Genomic DNA, 16,707 nt, shown 5'->3' on the forward strand with positions numbered 1-16,707 from the left:
ATAACCGGGCATCGGCGGCGGTCTGCACGAATTGAGATCGACTGTGTACCGACTCGGTATCCGAACCGGTACACAGTCACTGGCCGGTCAGACGCTCAGGCGAGCGGTGACGTCGTTCAGTTGGCCGGACAGGCCATGCAGGTTCTGGCTGGCGCTTTCGGTGCGCTGCACGTTGTCGAGGTTGGTGCTGGCGATCGAGGTGATCTCGGTCAGGTTGCGCGAGATGTCTTCGGCCACCGAAGTCTGCTCTTCAGCCGCCGTGGCGATCTGACGGTTCATGTCGCGGATCGCTTCCACCGCGTGGGTGATGCGCTCGAGCATGGCGCCGGCCTGGGTCACTTGCTCGACGCTTTCATCGCTGCGGGTCTGGCCGCTGTCGATGGCGTGGGCCGCATCCACCGCGCCGGTCTGCACGCTGTGGATGATCTGGTTGATCTCGATGATCGACTCCGCCGTACGCTGCGCGAGGTTGCGAACTTCGTCGGCAACCACGGCAAAACCACGCCCGGCTTCACCGGCCCGGGCCGCTTCGATGGCAGCGTTGAGCGCCAGCAGGTTGGTCTGCTCAGCGATCCCGCGAATCACTTCCAGCACCTTGCCGATGCGGCCGCTGTCGGCTTCCAGACGACGTATGACCGTGGCGGTGTTGGCGATTTCGCCGCGCATCTGGGTGATGCTGTGGATGGTGCTCTGCATGACCTTCTCGCCCTGTTGCGCGGACTGATCGGCATCGTCGGCAGCACGAGCGGCGTCGGCCGCATGACGGGCGACTTCCTGGGCAGTGGCGGACATTTCGTTCATCGCGGTGGCCACCTGATCGGTGCGGTTGAACTGTTCGTTGGTGCCGCCGGCCATCAGCGTGGCGATGGCATTCAACTCGCCGCTGGCGTTGTCCAGATCCTTGGCGCTGCGTTGCAGATGATTGAAGGTTTCGGCGAGGAAATCGCGCAGGGTGTTGGCGGCAGCCGCCAGGTTGCCCAGCTCGTCCTGACGGTCACTGACCACGCGCTCGACCATTCGGCCCCTGCTCAACTGGGTGACGTAGTCGATGAGCTTGCGGATCGGCTCGACCAGGTTGCGGTTGACCAGCCACAGGCTCAGCAAACCAATCAGCAAACCCGACGCGAGCATCACCAGCAGCCCCAGCCACACAGTGCGATCAGCACTGGCGCTGATCTGCGCCGATTGCTCGGTGCCCTGCTTGCGCAACTCGGCGACCAGTTCGCTCATCTGATCGCTGGCGGCACGGTCAACGCCTTTGACGGCGGCATCGCCAGCAGTCGGATCGGCACCGGCGGCGACGTAGGCATCACGACCCTTCTGGTACGCAGCGCCGAGCAGACGATGTTCTTCGCGCAGGCGTTCGATGCGGGTTTTCAGCGCAGGCTCGAGGCCTTTCTGGTTGGCCAGCTCACCGAGGATGCCCTGCACATCGCGCTGACGGTCTTCGAACTGGCCCCAGTACTTGGCCAGATCCGCCGGTTGCTTGCCGCGCAGCAGGACGTTTTTCCACTCCTGGACCTGCACCTTGAATTGCAGGTTGGCTTCGTCGATCAGTTGCGAAGTGTGCAAGGGGCCGGCGATCAACTGGCTGTAACTCTGCACGCCGTTGGACAGGAAGTGAAAGCAGGCCAGCGCGATCAACAGCATCGCCAGCAGGCTGCCGCTCAGCAGGGCGAGAATTTGCGCTCTCAGGGATTTTTGCAGCATTGCAGGTACTCGGGACAGGGATGAGGCACGTCCGGTAAGACGTGATTTTTTAGCCGGACATCCGTGTCGGCGGACCTTGGCTCTTGGCCGAAGGCGCGCAACCTAACTCATGCGTGATCGGCGTGCCAGAGGCCTTCTTGAGCGATTTCCGACCGCCGGTAACGCGTTGATTTGACGTCATTTTGCTGTCACACAAGCGTCATGTGACGTTGCGATGATGCGGCTCAGGTGAATCTGCAAATCCCGCGACAGACGCCTCCTCGCAGCGAGCCTTCATGAACCACAGCCTCGATATCAGCCATCGCGATCCTGACCTGTTCGGCCTGCTTTACGGCTTTCGATTTCGACCCGGCGAACGCGGGCGCGAGGTGGATTCGGCGACCGCCCTGCGCTGCCTGCAAGACGATAGCGACAGCGATGAGTTTCTCTGGCTGCACCTGAACCTGGCCCACGCTGCGTGCGAGCGCTGGATGAAAAGCCATCTGCAATTGCCCGAAGAATTTTTCGAAGCGCTGCACGAAGGTTCGCGTTCGACCCGCATCGAGCATGTCGATTCGGCGTTGCTGGCGGTGGTCAACGATGTGGTGTTCAACCTCAGCAGCATGGTTTCTTCAGACGTTTCGACGTTGTGGGTCTGCGTGCGCAGCAAACTGATCGTCAGTGCGCGCCTGCAACCGCTGCACTCGGTGGACAAGCTGCGGTCGTCGGTGAAGTCCGGCGAGTGTTTTCGTTCGCCGCTGGAACTGCTGGTGCACCTGCTGCGCGACCAGGGCGAAGTGCTGACCCAGATCGTGCGCAAGACCAGCATGAGCGTCGATCAGGTCGAGGACGAATTGCTCTCCTCGCGACTGTCGACCAACCGCGCCGAACTCGGCGCCAACCGGCGGGTGCTGGTGCGCCTGCAACGGCTGCTGGCGCTGGAACCGGGCTCGCTGCTGCGCCTGCTCAATCGGCCGCCGCCCTGGTTGCAGAAGGAAGACGTGAAGGAGCTGCGCAAGTCCACCGAGGAGTTCGCGCTGATCATCAACGACCTGACCGCCCTCGGCGAGCGGATCAAGTTGTTGCAGGAAGAGATCGCCGCCAACCTCAACGAACAGAGCAACCGCACGCTGTTCACTCTGACCGTGGTCACGGTGCTGGCGCTGCCGATCAACATCATTGCCGGTTTCTTCGGCATGAACGTCGGCGGTGTGCCACTGGCCACCGATCCGGAGGGGTTCTGGATTCTGGTGGCGCTGGTGGCGACGTTCACGGTGATCGCCGGGCGCTGGGCGTTTCGCAAGCGGCGGGATTACTAAACGCTGCCGAGCGCCGACTTCCCCTGCGGGAGCGAGCCTGTTCCGGGCGGCGATCCGACGATGACATCGGCACATCCGAAAGTAATGTGTGAGATATGCCGCTATCGCGAGCAGGCTCGCTCCCACATTGGATCTTCATCACCCTTCAGATCAGCGGCGCGGCTAATCCGCCAAACACTGATCTGTCGCAGCCTCTCTGTAATATTTAGCAACGATCATGGGCGACACTCCTTCCCCCGCTCAGGATTGTCCGCCCATGGCTACTCCCTCCCTGACCGCCAGCCCGGCCCCCGCTGCCAGTGGCAGGCCGGCCCTCGACAAGAAAACCGGCCCGTTCACCTACGTGGTGTTTTTCGCGGTGCTGGCGATGGGGCTGCTGTTCACCGCCTACAGCCTGATGCACGACATGCACGAACTCGGCACGGTGGTCACCACCTGGACCCCGTTCCTGCTGCTCGGTGTGGCGCTGCTGATTGCGCTGGGTTTTGAGTTCGTCAACGGTTTCCACGACACCGCCAACGCCGTGGCCACGGTGATTTACACCCATTCGCTGCCGCCCCATTTCGCAGTGGTCTGGTCGGGGTTCTTCAACTTCCTCGGCGTGCTGCTGTCGAGCGGCGCGGTGGCGTTCGGCATCATTGCGCTGCTGCCGGTGGAACTGATTCTGCAGGTCGGTTCGTCCGCCGGTTTCGCGATGATCTTCGCCCTGCTGATCGCGGCGATCCTGTGGAACCTCGGCACCTGGTGGCTGGGCCTGCCGGCTTCGTCATCGCACACGCTGATCGGTTCGATCATCGGCGTCGGCGTGGCCAACGCGCTGATGCACGGCCGCGACGGCACCAGCGGTGTGGACTGGGCCCAGGCGACCAAGATCGGTTACGCGCTGCTGCTGTCGCCGCTTGTGGGTTTCGGTTGCGCGGCGCTGTTGCTGCTGGCGTTGCGCGCGTTCGTGAAAAACCGTTCGCTGTACAAGGCGCCGGAAGGCAATACCCCGCCGCCGTGGTGGATTCGTGGCTTGCTGATTTTGACCTGCACCGGCGTTTCGTTCGCTCACGGTTCCAACGACGGTCAGAAAGGCATGGGCCTGATCATGCTGATTCTGGTCGGCACCCTGCCGATGGCTTATGCACTGAACCGCACGATGCCGGAAGAACAGTCGCTGCAATTCGCCGCCGTCGCCCAAGTGACCCAGCAAGCGCTGGTGAAAAGTGCACCACTGCCGGCACCGGCCGATCCGCGCGCCGTGCTCTCCGACTACGTGCGCAGCAAGGAAGCTACGCCGCAACTGATCCCGGCCCTTGCCTCGCTGACCGGACACATCGGTGAAGAAGTCAAAGGCTACGGCTCGCTGGCGAAAGTACCGGCCGAGGCCATGGGCAACGTGCGTAACGACATGTACCTGGCCAGCGAAACCATTCGCCTGATGGACAAGAACAAGGTCGGCACCTTCGACGCCGACACCAGCGGCAAGCTGCAACTGTTCAAGCAACAGATCGACAACGCCACGCGGTTCATTCCGCTGTGGGTGAAGATCGCGGTGGCGATTGCTTTGGGGCTGGGCACCATGGTCGGCTGGAAGCGGATCGTGGTCACGGTCGGCGAGAAAATCGGCAAAACCCACCTGACCTACGCCCAGGGCGCCTCGGCGGAAACCGTGGCGATGCTGACCATCGGCGCCGCCGACATGTTTGGTCTGCCGGTGTCGACCACTCATGTGCTGTCCTCGGGCGTGGCCGGGACCATGGTCGCCAACGGTGGCGGTTTGCAGATGAAGACCATCCGCAATCTGCTGATGGCGTGGGTACTGACCTTGCCGGCGGCGATTCTGTTGTCGGGCAGCCTGTATTGGCTGTTTACCCAGATTTTCTGATCCAGCCGAATCCCTGTGAGAGCCGTTGCTCCCACAGGGATTTGCGGCAGGAATCAGAGCGTCGAACGAATCAAATCCCCCAGCCAGTCCATAAACACCCGCACCCGCAACGGCAGATGACGCTGCCGCGCGTACAGCAGTGAAATGCCCATCGCCGGCGCGGTGTATTGCGGCAGCACGGTGACGATCTCGCCGCTGTCCAGATAGGTGTTCATCCCGGTGCGCGGCACCTGGATCAGACCAAACCCGCCCAGACATGCCGACTCGTACGCATCGGTGCTGTTGACCGTCACACTGCCGGTCATCGGCACCCGGTGGACCTGTCCGTCCTGCTCGTAGACAAACCCTTCCGAACGCGAACCCAGCACACCGACGTAGTGCACCAGTCGATGCTGCGCCAGATCTTCAATGGTCTGCGGCACGCCGTAGCGCTCCAGGTACGCGGGGCTGGCGCAGTTGATCATGCTGAAATCCCCCAGGTGCCGCGCCACCACCGATTGATCGGGCTGCGCGCCGATGCGCAGCACGCAATCGAAACCTTCGGCGAGCAGGTCTACCCGGCGATCCGTGCTGCTGATTTCCAGCTCCAGGTTCGGATGCCTGGCCATGAATTCCGGCAACTTCGGCATGATCAGCCGCCGCGCCAGAATGTTCGGCATGTCAATCCGGATCCGCCCGGTCAGCGACGCTTCGTCCTGACGGAACAGGTTTTCGATTTCGTCCATGTGCGACAGCAGATCCTTGCTGCGTTCATACAGCGCGAGGCCGTCCTGAGTCGCCTGGACCTTGCGCGTGGTACGTTGCAGCAGGCGCGTGCCGAGCAGGGTTTCCAGCGCCTGCACCTGCTCGGACACCGTCGAGCGCGGCAGCCCCAGATCCTCCCCCGCCATCGTAAAACTCGACAATTCGCTGACCCGGACGAAGGTGCGCAGCAGTTCCAGTTTGTTCATGGGCCACCCATTGATTGTTCGGACAATCCGACCAGTGATTCCGGTTTCAGTCTGTTTATCACCTCACAGCGGATAAATAAACTGTGCCCCATCAACCGTCACTGCCATCGAGGAAGACCCATGAACCGCAAAATCGCATTGATCACCGGTGCCAGCCGTGGCCTCGGCAAGAACGCCGCCCTGCACCTCGCCGCGCAAGGCGTGGACATCATCGGCACCTACAACAGCCGCGCCGATGAAGCCCAGGCGCTGGTGCAGGAACTGCAAACACTCGGCGCCAAAGCCGTGATGCTGCAACTGGATGTCGGCCGCAGCGAAGGCTTTGCCGATTTCGCTGAGCGAGTCGAGCAGGCGCTGCAACAGCTCGAGCGTCCGCGCTTCGATTTCCTGATCAACAACGCCGGAATTGGCGTGCATGCGTCGTTCGCCGACACCACGCCGGAGCAGTTCGACCTGCTGATGAATGTGCAGTTGAAAGGGCCGTTCTTCCTGACTCAGCAACTGCTGCCGCTGATCAACGATGGCGGGCGGATCATTAACATCTCCAGCGGTCTGGCGCGCTTCACCCTGCCGGGTTACGCGGCTTACGCGGCGATGAAAGGCGCGATGGAAGTGTTGACCCGTTATCAGGCCAAGGAGCTGGGGGCGCGGCAGATCGCCGTGAATATCCTGGCACCGGGTGCCATCGAAACCGATTTCGGCGGCGGCGCGGTGCGCGACAATTCGGCGTTGAATGCGATGGTCGCCAGCAACACCGCCCTGGGCCGTGCCGGGCAGCCGGATGACATCGGCGGTGCGCTGGCGCTGTTGCTGTCGCCGGGGGCGCAGTGGATCAACGGTCAGCGGATTGAAGCGTCCGGCGGGATGTTTCTCTAAACCCGGCAAAAATCCAGGACAAAAAAAATCGCTGCCCTCACAGGCGGCGATTTTTTGCTTTCAGTTCTGGCAAGCGCTGCGCATCACCAGTCGCTCGCGCACCACGTCATAACCCCAGTGGTAGATGTAGGTGTACGGCAGGAAGAACAGCAGCACGCCGATGTCGAGCAGGAACGCCTGCCACAGGCTGACCGACAGCCACCAGGCAATCAGCGGCACGCCCATCACGATCAACCCGCCCTCGAACAGCAGCGCGTGCGCCACTCGCACCCAGGCGTTGTGGGCGATGTTCCAGCGCTTGAGCATGCGGTCGAAGAAGGCGTTGAACACCACGTTCCAGCCCAGGGCCAGCAACGCGATGGCGATAGTGACGGCGCCCATTTCCACCAGCGGTTTGCCCATGATCCACGCCAGCAACGGGGTACAGATCAGGATCGCCAGCAGTTCGAAACCGATGGCCTGGAAGATACGCTCAGTGATGGATTTGTTGGCAGTCATGGCCGAAGTCCTCTGTGAAGATGGTTGCCATGATCCAGCACCACACCGATACTTCATAACCAATAACCATCGATCAAGGCGATAGTTCATGGCGTCTCAGGAAGTGTTGCTGGCATTTGTCCAGGCGGCGACTCAAGGCTCGTTTTCCGCGGCGGCGCGCAAACTCGGGCGCAGTCAGTCGACCGTGAGCGCGGCGGTGGCCAGTCTGGAGATTGATCTGGATCTGGTGCTGTTCGACCGCAGCAGCCGCAAGCCGACGCTGACCCCGGCCGGGCACGTGATGCTGCAACGGGCCGAGGCGATTCTGTCGGCCACCAGCCGCCTGGAAATGACCGCCCGGCAATTGGCTCAGGGCGTCGAGCCGAAACTGACGGTGGCGATTTCCGACACTTATCAGTCCGACCGTTTCGAAGCGGCACTGGTGGGGTTCGAGCAGCGTTATCCGGATCTGGAGCTGGAATGCTTGATCGCCGAGTGCGATGACCTGGTCGAACTGGTGCAGCGCGGTCGAGCGCATCTGGCGTTCGCCGAAATGCAGGACAACTACCCACCGGATCTGGCGAGCGCGACCGTCGCCGAGCGTACGGAAATCGCCTTGTTCGTGGGGCGTGGTCATCCGTTGGCGACACAGGAATCCATCGATCAAACGGTCCTTGAACAGCATCGCGAGCTGCGCCTGGCCACCATCGTCAATCCCTATGACAGTCGCGGCAAAGGCCGGGTGTGGTCGGCGCCGAGTTATCTGATGCTGCTGGAGATGGCCGAGAAAGGTTTCGGCTGGGCCCCGCTGCCGCGCTGGCTGGTGGAGCGTTTCGGCAATGACTTGCTGGTGGAACTGAAGGTGCGCGGCTGGCCGAAACCGGTGTTCGTCGATGCGCTGTGGTCGCGGCTGTACCCGCCGGGGCCGGCGGGGAGCTGGTTGCTGAGCAAGATGCTGGAATAGCTCAGGCGGCTTCGATGGCTGCCGGGCGATTGACCTGAAAATACGTGTGCAACCCCCGCATCGTCGGCAACTCCAGCGCCTGCGCCGCGTAGCACAATCCCACCCGCCGGGTCGGCGCCGGCAGGTGCAGCGCTCTTACAACGATGCGCTCGTGCCCGCTCACCAGCGACTGCGGCAACATCGCCACGCCGACACCCGCCGCCACCATGTGCAACGCCTGTTGCAGTGAACCGGCATGCCCGGCCACTACTTCCGGCGAGCGTCCGTACAGCGCCATCAACCGTTGATGCGAAGGATGTTGCGGACAGGTGATCCAGTCTTCGATCGGCGCCCAGCCTGCCTGCGCGTTGGCCATCGGATGGTGGAGAGGCAGCGCCATCACATACGACTCTTCCCACAGCGGCAGGAACAGTTCGTCCTCGCAGCACATTTCCTCGACCGCCAATCGACCGTCGCCATGACAGCCCTCCTCCAGGGTCAGCAGCAGATTGGGCAACGCCTGATGAGCCATCCGCACGAAGGCTTCGATGTGGCTGGCGGCGATGTCGCCCTCGATGCCGAGGGTCAGCGGTACGCGATTTTCGCGGCCGCGAAACATCCGGCTCAGCGCCTCGGATTCGGCCACCATCCGGCGTGCCTGCGGGTACAGCAGTCGCGCTTCGTCGCTGACGTCCACACCACGGGGCTGACGCACGAACAGCGTCGCGCCGAGCTCTTCTTCCAGCTGTTTGATGGTCACCGACAACGTGGGCTGACTGATGAACAGCCGTTGCGCGGCAGCGGTGATGTTGCGTTCCTCAAACACGGCGAGGAAGGCTTTGAGATGGCGGATATCCATAGGAGATTCCGATAGCAGACAGAGGAATAAGGCATTTTTCAGCCTCCAGCGGGCTAAATATACTGCGTCACGAATCTGGTTATTTGTTTTTCTTATTTCAGGAGTTCAACCATGAGCAAGCCCTTGATCATCATCACCGGCGCCAGCTCGGGCATCGGCGAAGCCACCGCCCGCCGCTTGAGCGCGGCCGGCCATCCACTGTTGTTGCTGGCGCGGCGCATCGAACGCCTTGAAGCTCTGGCACTGCCGAACACCCTCAGCCGCCGTGTCGACATTACCGACCGCGCCGCATTGCTGGAAGCTGTGGCCGAAGCGGAAGCGCAGTTCGGCCCGGCCGATGCGCTGATCAACAATGCCGGGGTGATGTTGCTGGGCGAGATGAGCAAACAGGACCCGGCGCAGTGGGACCAGATGCTCGACGTCAACGTGAAAGGCCTGCTAAACGGCGTGCACGCGGTGGTGGCCGGGATGATCGAGCGCAAGCATGGCACCATCATCAACGTCAGCTCGGTGGCCGGGCGCAAGACCTTCCCCAACCATGTGGCCTATGTCGGGACCAAGTTTGCGGTGCATGGATTGTCGGAAAACCTGCGTGAAGAGCTGTCGCCGCATAACGTGCGGGTGACCACGATTGCGCCGGGTGCGGTAGAGACCGAGTTGCTGAGCCACACCACGGATGAGGCGATCAAGACCGGGTATCAGGCGTGGAAACAGGACATGGGCGGCACGGTGCTGAGCGCCGAGGATGTGGCGACGGCGATTGCTTATGCGTATGAGCAGCCGCAGGGGGTTTGTATTCGCGAGATTGTGATGGCTGCCACGCGTCAGCAAGCCTGATCCATTGTTACAGACCTTGATGGCCCCTTCGCGGGNGGGAGCGGGCTTGCCCGCGAAGAGGCCAATATTGCCAACGATCCTTTCGGATCAGTCCAATGCTTTAAGCCGCCCCTCGATAAACCGCCGCTCCGGCTCCTGCCGGGTCAATTCCAAGGCTCGCCGGTAAGCCACCCGCGCCTCCTCAACCCGCCCCAACTGCCGACAAAACTCCGCCCGCGCCGAATGCGCCAGGTGGTAATCCTGCAACTCCCCACGCCCCAGAATCCCCTCGATCAAGGTCAACCCCGCCAGCGCCCCGTCACGCTTGGCCACCGCCACCGCCCGGTTCAATTCGATCACCGGCGACGGCACCGCTCGCAGCAACACGTCATACAGCCCGACGATCTGCGCCCAGTCCGTTTCCCCCGCCGTCGGCGCTTCGGCGTGCACCGCCGCAATCGCTGCCTGCAGGCAGTAAGGCCCAAAGCGTCCCGTGGTCAGCGCCTTTTCCACCAGATCACAGCCTTCGGCGATCAGCTCGGCATTCCACAATCCGCGATCCTGATCATCCAGCAGAATCAGTTCTCCATCCGGCGTCGACCGCGCCGAGCGCCGCGATTCATGCAGCAGCATCAACGCCAGAAGCCCCATGACTTCCGGGTCCGGCAACAACTCCAGCAGCAACCGCCCGAGGCGGATCGCCTCACGGGTCAGGTCTTCGCGGGTCACCTGGGCGCCACCGGATGCCGAGTAGCCTTCGTTGAACACCAGATAAATCACCCGCAACACGCTGTCGAGGCGTTCGGGCAATTCGCTCAGGCTCGGTACTTGATAAGGGATTTTCGCGTCGCGGATCTTCGCCTTGGCCCGCACGATGCGCTGGGCAATCGCCGCTGGGGCCGAGAGGAATGCCCGGGCGATTTCCTCGGTGGTGAGGTCGCAGACTTCACGCAGGGTCAGCGGCACCTGCGCGTCCGCCGCCAGCGCCGGGTGGCAGCAGGTGAAGATCAGGCGCAGGCGATCGTCTTCCACGTCTTCGGCGTCCCATTCGGACTGTTCCAGTTCTTCCAGTTGCGCCAGCAACAACGGTTGCGAGGCCTTGAACCGTGCGCGACGGCGCAACACGTCAATGGCCTTGAAGCGCCCGGTGGACACCAGCCAGGTCCGCGGATTGTCCGGCACGCCGTCGCGCTGCCAGCGTTCGACCGCGACGAAGAACGCCTCGTGCAAGGCTTCTTCGGCGAGGTCGAAATCGCCGAGCAAGCGAATAAGGGTCGCGAGGATCCGCCGCGAATCTTCGCGATAGACCTGCTCGACCCGCGCCCTGACTTCAGACATTCAACTGGCGCACGGGACGCACTTCGACGCTGCCGACCCGGGCCGCCGGAATGTTGCCGGCGACCTGAATCGCTTCGTTGAGGTCCCGCGCGTCGATCAGGTAGAAGCCGGCCAACTGCTCCTTGGTCTCGGCGAACGGCCCGTCGGTGATCGACAGCTTGCCGTTACGCATGCGCACCGTGGTGGCGGTCTGCACCGACTCCAGCGCTTCGGCGGCGACCATTCGGCCGCTGCCCTGGATCGACTCGGCGTAGGCCCAGCATTCGGCGTCCTCCGGGCTGTCGGGTGACGAATGCAGCAGGCGCTCATCGCTGTAGACCAGGCATAAATACTTCATGGCGTTCTCCTGAATCGGACGAATCAACTATGGCTGAAGATCAGGGTTTCGCATCGAACAGGGTCGAGCCGGTCATCGGATCGAACGGCGCCGACCAGTGCTCGTGGGCAATTTTCCAGGCACCGCCGACCAGCCGATAACAGGCGGTGGCGCGCATCCAGCAACTCTGGGTTTCGCCCTGTTCATTGGTGCCGCCGCAGTTGGCAACCCAGTGGGCGAAGGCGATGTTGTCGCCTGTTTCGATCGCGATTTCGTGGAACTCGAAGATGTGCGGGCCGGGGCACATTTCCATGCAATCCACCCAGTGCGCGCGGTAGGCCGGTTTGCCCTTGAATTGCAGGGCCTTGATCGCATCGAACGAGAGGATGTCGTCGGCGTACAGCGCCATGACTTTCTCGACGTCCTTGGTCATGACGGCTTCGCGGTAGGTGTTGATCAGGGTCTGGATATCGCTTTGTGCGCTCATGGTGTTCTCCGTGGTTTTTGTTGTGAAGACACCCTTAGTCGTTCGGCGATTTGCCGGATCGACAGCTGAAACAAAAAAATTCCAGCGAACGCAAAGTCGCTAGAATCCGAGGCTCATCTTTGTAGGAAAAAGGAAATTCCCTTGTCAGCCAAACTCGTGCCGTACGAGAGCCTTAACGCCATGCAGCGTCAGCAGGTCGAAGCGATTGAAATCCACGCCGAGCAGATCAAGTTCTCCGGCGACATCCACGGCGCCCTGCACACGCTGCTGTCGAAACCCGGCCCTGGCGTGAAGGGTTTTGCCCTGCTGGCCGAAGATAAGCCAGTGGCGTTCCTGCTGCTCAAGCGCCCGCCGGTTCTGCCGGAATGGGCCGATGAACACAGCGCCACCCTGCATGCGTTGCAGGTCGATCACCGCGCACAGGGCAAGGGTTACGGCAGAGCCTGCCTGCTGGCGTTGCCGGAAGTTGCGCGCCAGGCCTGGCCGGAAATCAAAGGGCTGGAGCTGTCAGTGGACGCCGACAACGACGCCGCGATTGCGCTGTACGCCAAGTACGGCTTTGTCGACAGCGGCGAAGCGTACAAGGGCCGCATCGGTTACGAGCGACGCATGGGGTTGTTCTTCTAATCGTCGAGGGAGCAACGATGATCGATTCAATCGAAGCGCTGGAAGCCATCTACGGCTTGCCCCACGAACGGGCGGTGCGCAAACAGATCGGTTTTCTCAACGAGGACTATCAGGCGATGGTCCGGGTTTCGCCGTTGGTGATTGTCAGCTCGGTGGGTGCCGACGGCATCGACGGTTCCCCGCGCGGCGATGCGCCGGGGTTTGTGCGGATCATTGACGAGCGCACTCTGGCCCTGCCGGATCGCCCGGGCAACAACCGCATCGATACCTTGCGCAACGTGTTGCACGATCCACGGGTGTCGCTGCTGTTCATCATTCCGGGGATCGGCGAGACGCTGCGGGTCAACGGCACGGCGACCATCAGCGCTGATCCCGAGTTGCTGGAAAGCTTCGCGGTGAATGGCAAACCGGCGCGCACGGTGTTGCTGGTGACGGTGGAAGCGGCGTTCTTTCATTGCTCCAAGGCATTCGTGCGTTCGGATGCGTGGAATCCTGAAACGCACTTGCCACGCTCGGCGCTGCCGACGGCGGGCGCGTTTCACAAGCGTCTGAATGATGGGCAGTTTGATGCCGAGGCTTACGACCGCGAGGCCCCGAAGCGAGTGCTCGACACGCTGTACTGACCAAAACTTGCAAACACCATTTTCCCTTGTGGGAGCGGGCTTGNCCTTCGCGAGCAAGTCCGCTCCCACAGGGGATTTGCAGTGTTCTTCAGAGAGTCAGGATCATCTCGTGCCACGCCATTCCACCGTGGTCGGATTCGGACGGTTTGATGTAGGCAAAACCGAATCCGGCGTACAGCGGGATGTGCCGTTCCTTGCACATCAGGTGAATCGTCGCCTTGCCCTGCTCGCGCATGCGTTCGATGAATTCCCCCAGCAGACGCTTGGCCAGGCCCAGGCCTTGATAATCCGGGTGTACCACCACCGACATGATCACCACGTTCGGCCCGGCCGGGTCGTGGCCGATCAGTTCCTTGAACGCCTCGTCGGACATCTGCACGTCAAACGCTGCACCGGAGTTGATGAACCCTGCCACCTGCCCGTCCACCTCGGCGACGATGAAACCGTCCGGCCAGGTGGCGATGCGCGTGGCGATCTTCTCGCGGGTCGCGGCTTCGTCGCCCTCGTAGGCGAGGGTTTCGATGGCGTAGCAGCGATCCAGGTCGGCGGCGGTGACGTGGCGGATGACGGTGTTCATGGCGGCTCGAAATCAGTGGAAACAAGGCCGCCAAGGATAAAGGAATAAGGTGTTCATATCGATCCGCGCAGGGGGCGTAAAGCCTGCGTATAAGCGCTTTTCTTCGGATTCGGGACGGTCTATTTCTGGTGCCTGTCTCTGATCACCCGAGGGGGGAACCGTTTATGAGCAGCGTGGAAATCGGTTTGTTGATGGTGTTGGGCATCAGCTTCTTCGGCTTCATTACCCTGGGCATCGACCTGTTGCGGGCACGACGGATCAAGGGCAAGTAAGGCTCGACCGGCAGCGCGAAGCGGGTTCGCGCTGCCGGTTGCCGATCAGGTTTTCTTTTCCACCGGGACGCAGATTTCCAGCTTGCCGGTATTGAGCTTCGGATTGAAGTCGGCGCTGTAGCGTTCCAGCTCCGGGGCGTTGAGCCCTTTGTATTCGGATGCCGGCAGCCAGGTTTTGTAGATGTAATCAATGGTCTGCGGCAACTGATCCAGCGAACCCTTGTGTTCGAACACCGCGTACTGGCGTGGCAGGATTTCGATCCACGGATATTTTTCCTGCGGGAAATCGTCCAGCTTCCTGATCTCGACCCCGGCCATGTAATCGAAACCACCGTTGCCGTCGAAATTGCTGCAAACGCCGTAGGTCACTTCACCCTTCTGCCCCGGAATATGTCCGATGTGCGGGATCAGTTTTTCCCACAGCGCAGGGATGTCCTGAACGGTCTCTTTGGTGAAGCGATCGCGAAAACCTGCAATCAGCAGGAAGTGTCCATGTTCGAAGCGAGGTTCAGCCACTTCGACGCGTTTTTGCTCATCCATGACTCGACTCCTTGAACGAAAAAAGTGGGTTCGGCTGGGAGTATAGAAGCCAAACCCGATTCGCACATTTACAGCGTATGCAGGGCCTCGGCGGCCCCGGAGCCGACAAACTCGTTATAACCGGATACGATCACGTAGACCGCGAAATAGCAGAAGATCGCGGCAGATGCCATGTACGAATAGCGCAGCAGTTTGTCGCCCAGCAACTTGCCGCCATGGCTCGCGGCGAAACACAGTCCCGCCGACCACAGCAGCCCGGCGCACAGGAAACCACCGAGAAACAGCGCAGAGCTGAGTGGACCGCCGCCACCGGAACGGGCGATCAACGTACCGCCCACCGCCGCAAACCAGAGGATGGCGCTCGGCGACGACATGGCGAGAAAAATCCCACGGAAGAACTCCTTGCGATGAGAGTTCTGGCCGACCTCGGCGGTCGCCGCCAATTGCGCCTCGTGGTGGATCGCCGAATAGATCATCTTCGCCGCGAAGTAGATCAACAGCGCCGAACCGCCGATCCACAGCACCCAGCGCACGGTTTCGTATTGCAACAGAACGGTCATCCCGGCCAGTGCCAGCACCGCGTAAATCAGGTCGCCGACGCAGGTGCCGAGGCCCAGCGCGAAGCCTTGAAAATAGCCGCGCTGCATCGCCAGGGTGATCATCGCGATGTTGGCCACGCCGATATCCAGGCACAGCGAAAGGCTCAGCAAGAAGCCGCTGGTAAATTCCATCAACCGGTTTTCCTTGAGAAAAATTTGTTTACAAAGGCTCTGGACAGTCTGCCATCGCTGACCTTATCGTCCGCCACAGGTCACCGCAGTGACCAGCGTCGCTCGGACGGTTCCGGGCGCTTACGTTATCCGAGGCAACAATGGCTGAACAAGGTTCGCCGCGCCGCTTTGCGCGCATTGATCGACTCCCCCCTTACGTTTTCAACATCACCGCCGAGCTGAAGATGGCCGCCCGACGTCGTGGCGAAGACATCATCGACTTGAGCATGGGCAACCCCGACGGCGCCACGCCGCCGCACATCGTTGAAAAACTGGTGCAGGTTGCGCAACGCGAAGACACCCACGGTTACTCCACGTCCAAGGGCATTCCGCGCCTGCGCCGGGCGATTTCCAACTGGTACAAGGAGCGCTACGCGGTCGAGATCGACCCGGAAAGCGAAGCCATCGTCACCATCGGTTCCAAGGAAGGCCTGGCGCACCTGATGCTGGCGACCCTGGATCAGGGCGACACCGTGCTGGTGCCAAATCCGAGCTACCCGATTCACATCTACGGTGCCGTGATTGCCGGCGCCCAGGTGCGGTCGGTGCCGCTGGTGCCGGGCGTGGACTTCTTCGCCGAGCTGGAGCGGGCGATTCGCGGCTCGATCCCGAAACCGAAGATGATGATCCTCGGCTTCCCGTCGAACCCGACCGCGCAGTGCGTGGAGCTGGACTTCTTCGAACGGGTGATCGCCCTCGCCAAACAGTACGACGTGCTGGTGGTGCACGACCTGGCCTACGCCGACATCGTCTACGACGGCTGGAAAGCCCCGTCGATCATGCAGGTGCCGGGCGCCAAGGACATTGCGGTGGAGTTTTTCACCCTGTCCAAGAGCTACAACATGGCGGGCTGGCGCATCGGCTTCATGGTCGGCAACCCGGAGCTGGTAAGCGCCCTGGCGCGGATCAAGAGCTACCACGACTACGGCACCTTCACCCCGCTGCAGGTGGCCGCGATTGCTGCGCTGGAAGGCGATCAGCAATGCGTGCGCGACATCGCCGAGCAATATCGCCAGCGCCGCAATGTGCTGGTCAAAGGCCTGCATGAACTGGGCTGGATGGTCGAGAACCCGAAAGCTTCGATGTACGTCTGGGCGAAGATTCCCGACGCCTACGCGCACCTCGGTTCGCTGGAATTCGCCAAGAAGCTGTTGGCCGAGGCCAAGGTCTGCGTCTCGCCGGGTGTCGGTTTTGGTGAGTACGGCGACGATCACGTGCGCTTTGCGCTGATCGAAAACCAGGACCGGATTCGCCAGGCGGTACGCGGGATTCGCGGGATGTTCCGGGCGGATGGCCTGGCACCGAAAATCGTCTGACGACACGTCACACTGTGGGAGCGGGCTTGCCCGCGAAGGCGG

Annotated in this window: 18 protein-coding genes; 8 read left to right on the forward strand and 10 right to left on the reverse strand. The window is 61.8% G+C overall.

Translation table 11 applies throughout. The annotated features are described in order from the left end of the window. Positions 1–87 precede the first annotated feature (87 nt). The gene (locus ACTJK9_RS11955) at positions 88–1,710 is read right to left on the reverse strand and encodes a methyl-accepting chemotaxis protein (protein WP_440813986.1); all 1,623 of its coding nucleotides are present in this window, start codon (positions 1,708–1,710) and stop codon (positions 88–90) included. 275 nt (positions 1,711–1,985) lie between these two features. Here ACTJK9_RS11955 and ACTJK9_RS11960 point away from each other — a divergent pair, with 275 nt between their 5' ends. Beyond that, entirely contained in the window at positions 1,986–3,008 is a 1,023-nt protein-coding gene (locus tag ACTJK9_RS11960) for a transporter (protein ID WP_064598851.1), read from the forward strand. Positions 3,009–3,264: 256 nt separating this feature from the next. Further along, positions 3,265–4,878 (forward strand): inorganic phosphate transporter, encoded by a 1,614-nt coding sequence (locus ACTJK9_RS11965; protein ID WP_007951093.1) that lies wholly within the window; start codon positions 3,265–3,267, stop codon positions 4,876–4,878. Positions 4,879–4,931: 53 nt separating this feature from the next. Here ACTJK9_RS11965 and ACTJK9_RS11970 read toward each other — a convergent pair whose 3' ends face one another. After that, positions 4,932–5,828: a LysR family transcriptional regulator gene (locus ACTJK9_RS11970; protein ID WP_440813990.1), complete on the reverse strand. Its 897-nt coding sequence runs from the start codon at positions 5,826–5,828 to the stop codon at positions 4,932–4,934. A 120-nt stretch (positions 5,829–5,948) separates the two neighbouring features. Between ACTJK9_RS11970 and ACTJK9_RS11975 the strand changes: the two genes are divergently transcribed. Beyond that, positions 5,949–6,704: an SDR family NAD(P)-dependent oxidoreductase gene (locus ACTJK9_RS11975; RefSeq protein WP_440813993.1), complete on the forward strand. Its 756-nt coding sequence runs from the start codon at positions 5,949–5,951 to the stop codon at positions 6,702–6,704. A 60-nt stretch (positions 6,705–6,764) separates the two neighbouring features. On the opposite strand, the gene ACTJK9_RS11980 is transcribed toward ACTJK9_RS11975, so the two are convergent. Next, positions 6,765–7,202, reverse strand: a complete 438-nt coding sequence (locus ACTJK9_RS11980) for a multidrug/biocide efflux PACE transporter (RefSeq protein ID WP_440813997.1) — start codon at positions 7,200–7,202, stop codon at positions 6,765–6,767. Between the two features lie 88 nt (positions 7,203–7,290). Here ACTJK9_RS11980 and ACTJK9_RS11985 point away from each other — a divergent pair, with 88 nt between their 5' ends. Continuing rightward, a complete protein-coding gene (locus ACTJK9_RS11985) occupies positions 7,291–8,145 on the forward strand; it encodes a LysR family transcriptional regulator (protein WP_085745156.1) in 855 nt (284 codons plus the stop codon). Position 8,146: 1 nt separating this feature from the next. On the opposite strand, the gene ACTJK9_RS11990 is transcribed toward ACTJK9_RS11985, so the two are convergent. Then, positions 8,147–8,983 carry a LysR family transcriptional regulator gene (locus ACTJK9_RS11990; RefSeq protein ID WP_440814000.1) on the reverse strand — a complete coding sequence of 279 codons (837 nt, stop codon included), beginning with the start codon at positions 8,981–8,983 and terminating at the stop codon, positions 8,147–8,149. A 111-nt stretch (positions 8,984–9,094) separates the two neighbouring features. On the opposite strand from ACTJK9_RS11990, the gene ACTJK9_RS11995 reads away from it, so the two are divergent. Beyond that, positions 9,095–9,820 (forward strand): SDR family oxidoreductase, encoded by a 726-nt coding sequence (locus tag ACTJK9_RS11995; protein ID WP_440814003.1) that lies wholly within the window; start codon positions 9,095–9,097, stop codon positions 9,818–9,820. Positions 9,821–9,907: 87 nt separating this feature from the next. Here ACTJK9_RS11995 and ACTJK9_RS12000 read toward each other — a convergent pair whose 3' ends face one another. Genes ACTJK9_RS12000 through ACTJK9_RS12010 form a run of 3 tightly spaced genes read right to left on the reverse strand, consistent with a single transcriptional unit; the run spans position 9,908 to position 11,940 of the window. Beyond that, positions 9,908–11,137 carry an RNA polymerase sigma factor gene (locus ACTJK9_RS12000; RefSeq protein ID WP_221397965.1) on the reverse strand — a complete coding sequence of 410 codons (1,230 nt, stop codon included), beginning with the start codon at positions 11,135–11,137 and terminating at the stop codon, positions 9,908–9,910. Further along, positions 11,130–11,474: a YciI family protein gene (locus ACTJK9_RS12005; protein WP_007951101.1), complete on the reverse strand. Its 345-nt coding sequence runs from the start codon at positions 11,472–11,474 to the stop codon at positions 11,130–11,132. Before ACTJK9_RS12005 ends, ACTJK9_RS12000 begins: the two co-directional genes overlap by 8 nt. Positions 11,475–11,514: 40 nt before the next feature. Beyond that, the gene (locus ACTJK9_RS12010) at positions 11,515–11,940 is read right to left on the reverse strand and encodes a YybH family protein (RefSeq protein ID WP_085610764.1); all 426 of its coding nucleotides are present in this window, start codon (positions 11,938–11,940) and stop codon (positions 11,515–11,517) included. Positions 11,941–12,081: 141 nt separating this feature from the next. Between ACTJK9_RS12010 and ACTJK9_RS12015 the strand changes: the two genes are divergently transcribed. Further along, a complete protein-coding gene (locus ACTJK9_RS12015) occupies positions 12,082–12,567 on the forward strand; it encodes a GNAT family N-acetyltransferase (RefSeq protein WP_440814007.1) in 486 nt (161 codons plus the stop codon). Positions 12,568–12,584: 17 nt separating this feature from the next. Next, positions 12,585–13,190, forward strand: a complete 606-nt coding sequence (locus ACTJK9_RS12020; protein WP_440814009.1) for a pyridoxamine 5'-phosphate oxidase family protein — start codon at positions 12,585–12,587, stop codon at positions 13,188–13,190. Between the two features lie 88 nt (positions 13,191–13,278). On the opposite strand, the gene ACTJK9_RS12025 is transcribed toward ACTJK9_RS12020, so the two are convergent. The 3 genes from ACTJK9_RS12025 to ACTJK9_RS12035 all read right to left on the reverse strand — a co-directional run bounded on the left by ACTJK9_RS12025 (position 13,279) and on the right by ACTJK9_RS12035 (position 15,310). Beyond that, entirely contained in the window at positions 13,279–13,767 is a 489-nt protein-coding gene (locus ACTJK9_RS12025; protein WP_007951113.1) for a GNAT family N-acetyltransferase, read from the reverse strand. A 317-nt stretch (positions 13,768–14,084) separates the two neighbouring features. Beyond that, a complete protein-coding gene (locus tag ACTJK9_RS12030) occupies positions 14,085–14,579 on the reverse strand; it encodes a GyrI-like domain-containing protein (protein ID WP_064598873.1) in 495 nt (164 codons plus the stop codon). Between the two features lie 68 nt (positions 14,580–14,647). Next, on the reverse strand, positions 14,648–15,310 hold the full coding sequence (locus tag ACTJK9_RS12035) for a LysE family translocator (protein WP_039766147.1): 663 nt from the start codon (positions 15,308–15,310) through the stop codon (positions 14,648–14,650). Between the two features lie 140 nt (positions 15,311–15,450). Between ACTJK9_RS12035 and alaC the strand changes: the two genes are divergently transcribed. Further along, positions 15,451–16,665 carry an alanine transaminase gene (gene alaC / locus ACTJK9_RS12040; RefSeq protein ID WP_440814014.1) on the forward strand — a complete coding sequence of 405 codons (1,215 nt, stop codon included), beginning with the start codon at positions 15,451–15,453 and terminating at the stop codon, positions 16,663–16,665. The last annotated feature ends 42 nt before the right edge of the window (positions 16,666–16,707 follow it).

Source organism: Pseudomonas sp. 22082 (assembly GCF_052046055.1).
GTDB classification, from domain to species: domain Bacteria; phylum Pseudomonadota; class Gammaproteobacteria; order Pseudomonadales; family Pseudomonadaceae; genus Aquipseudomonas; species Aquipseudomonas pharyngis.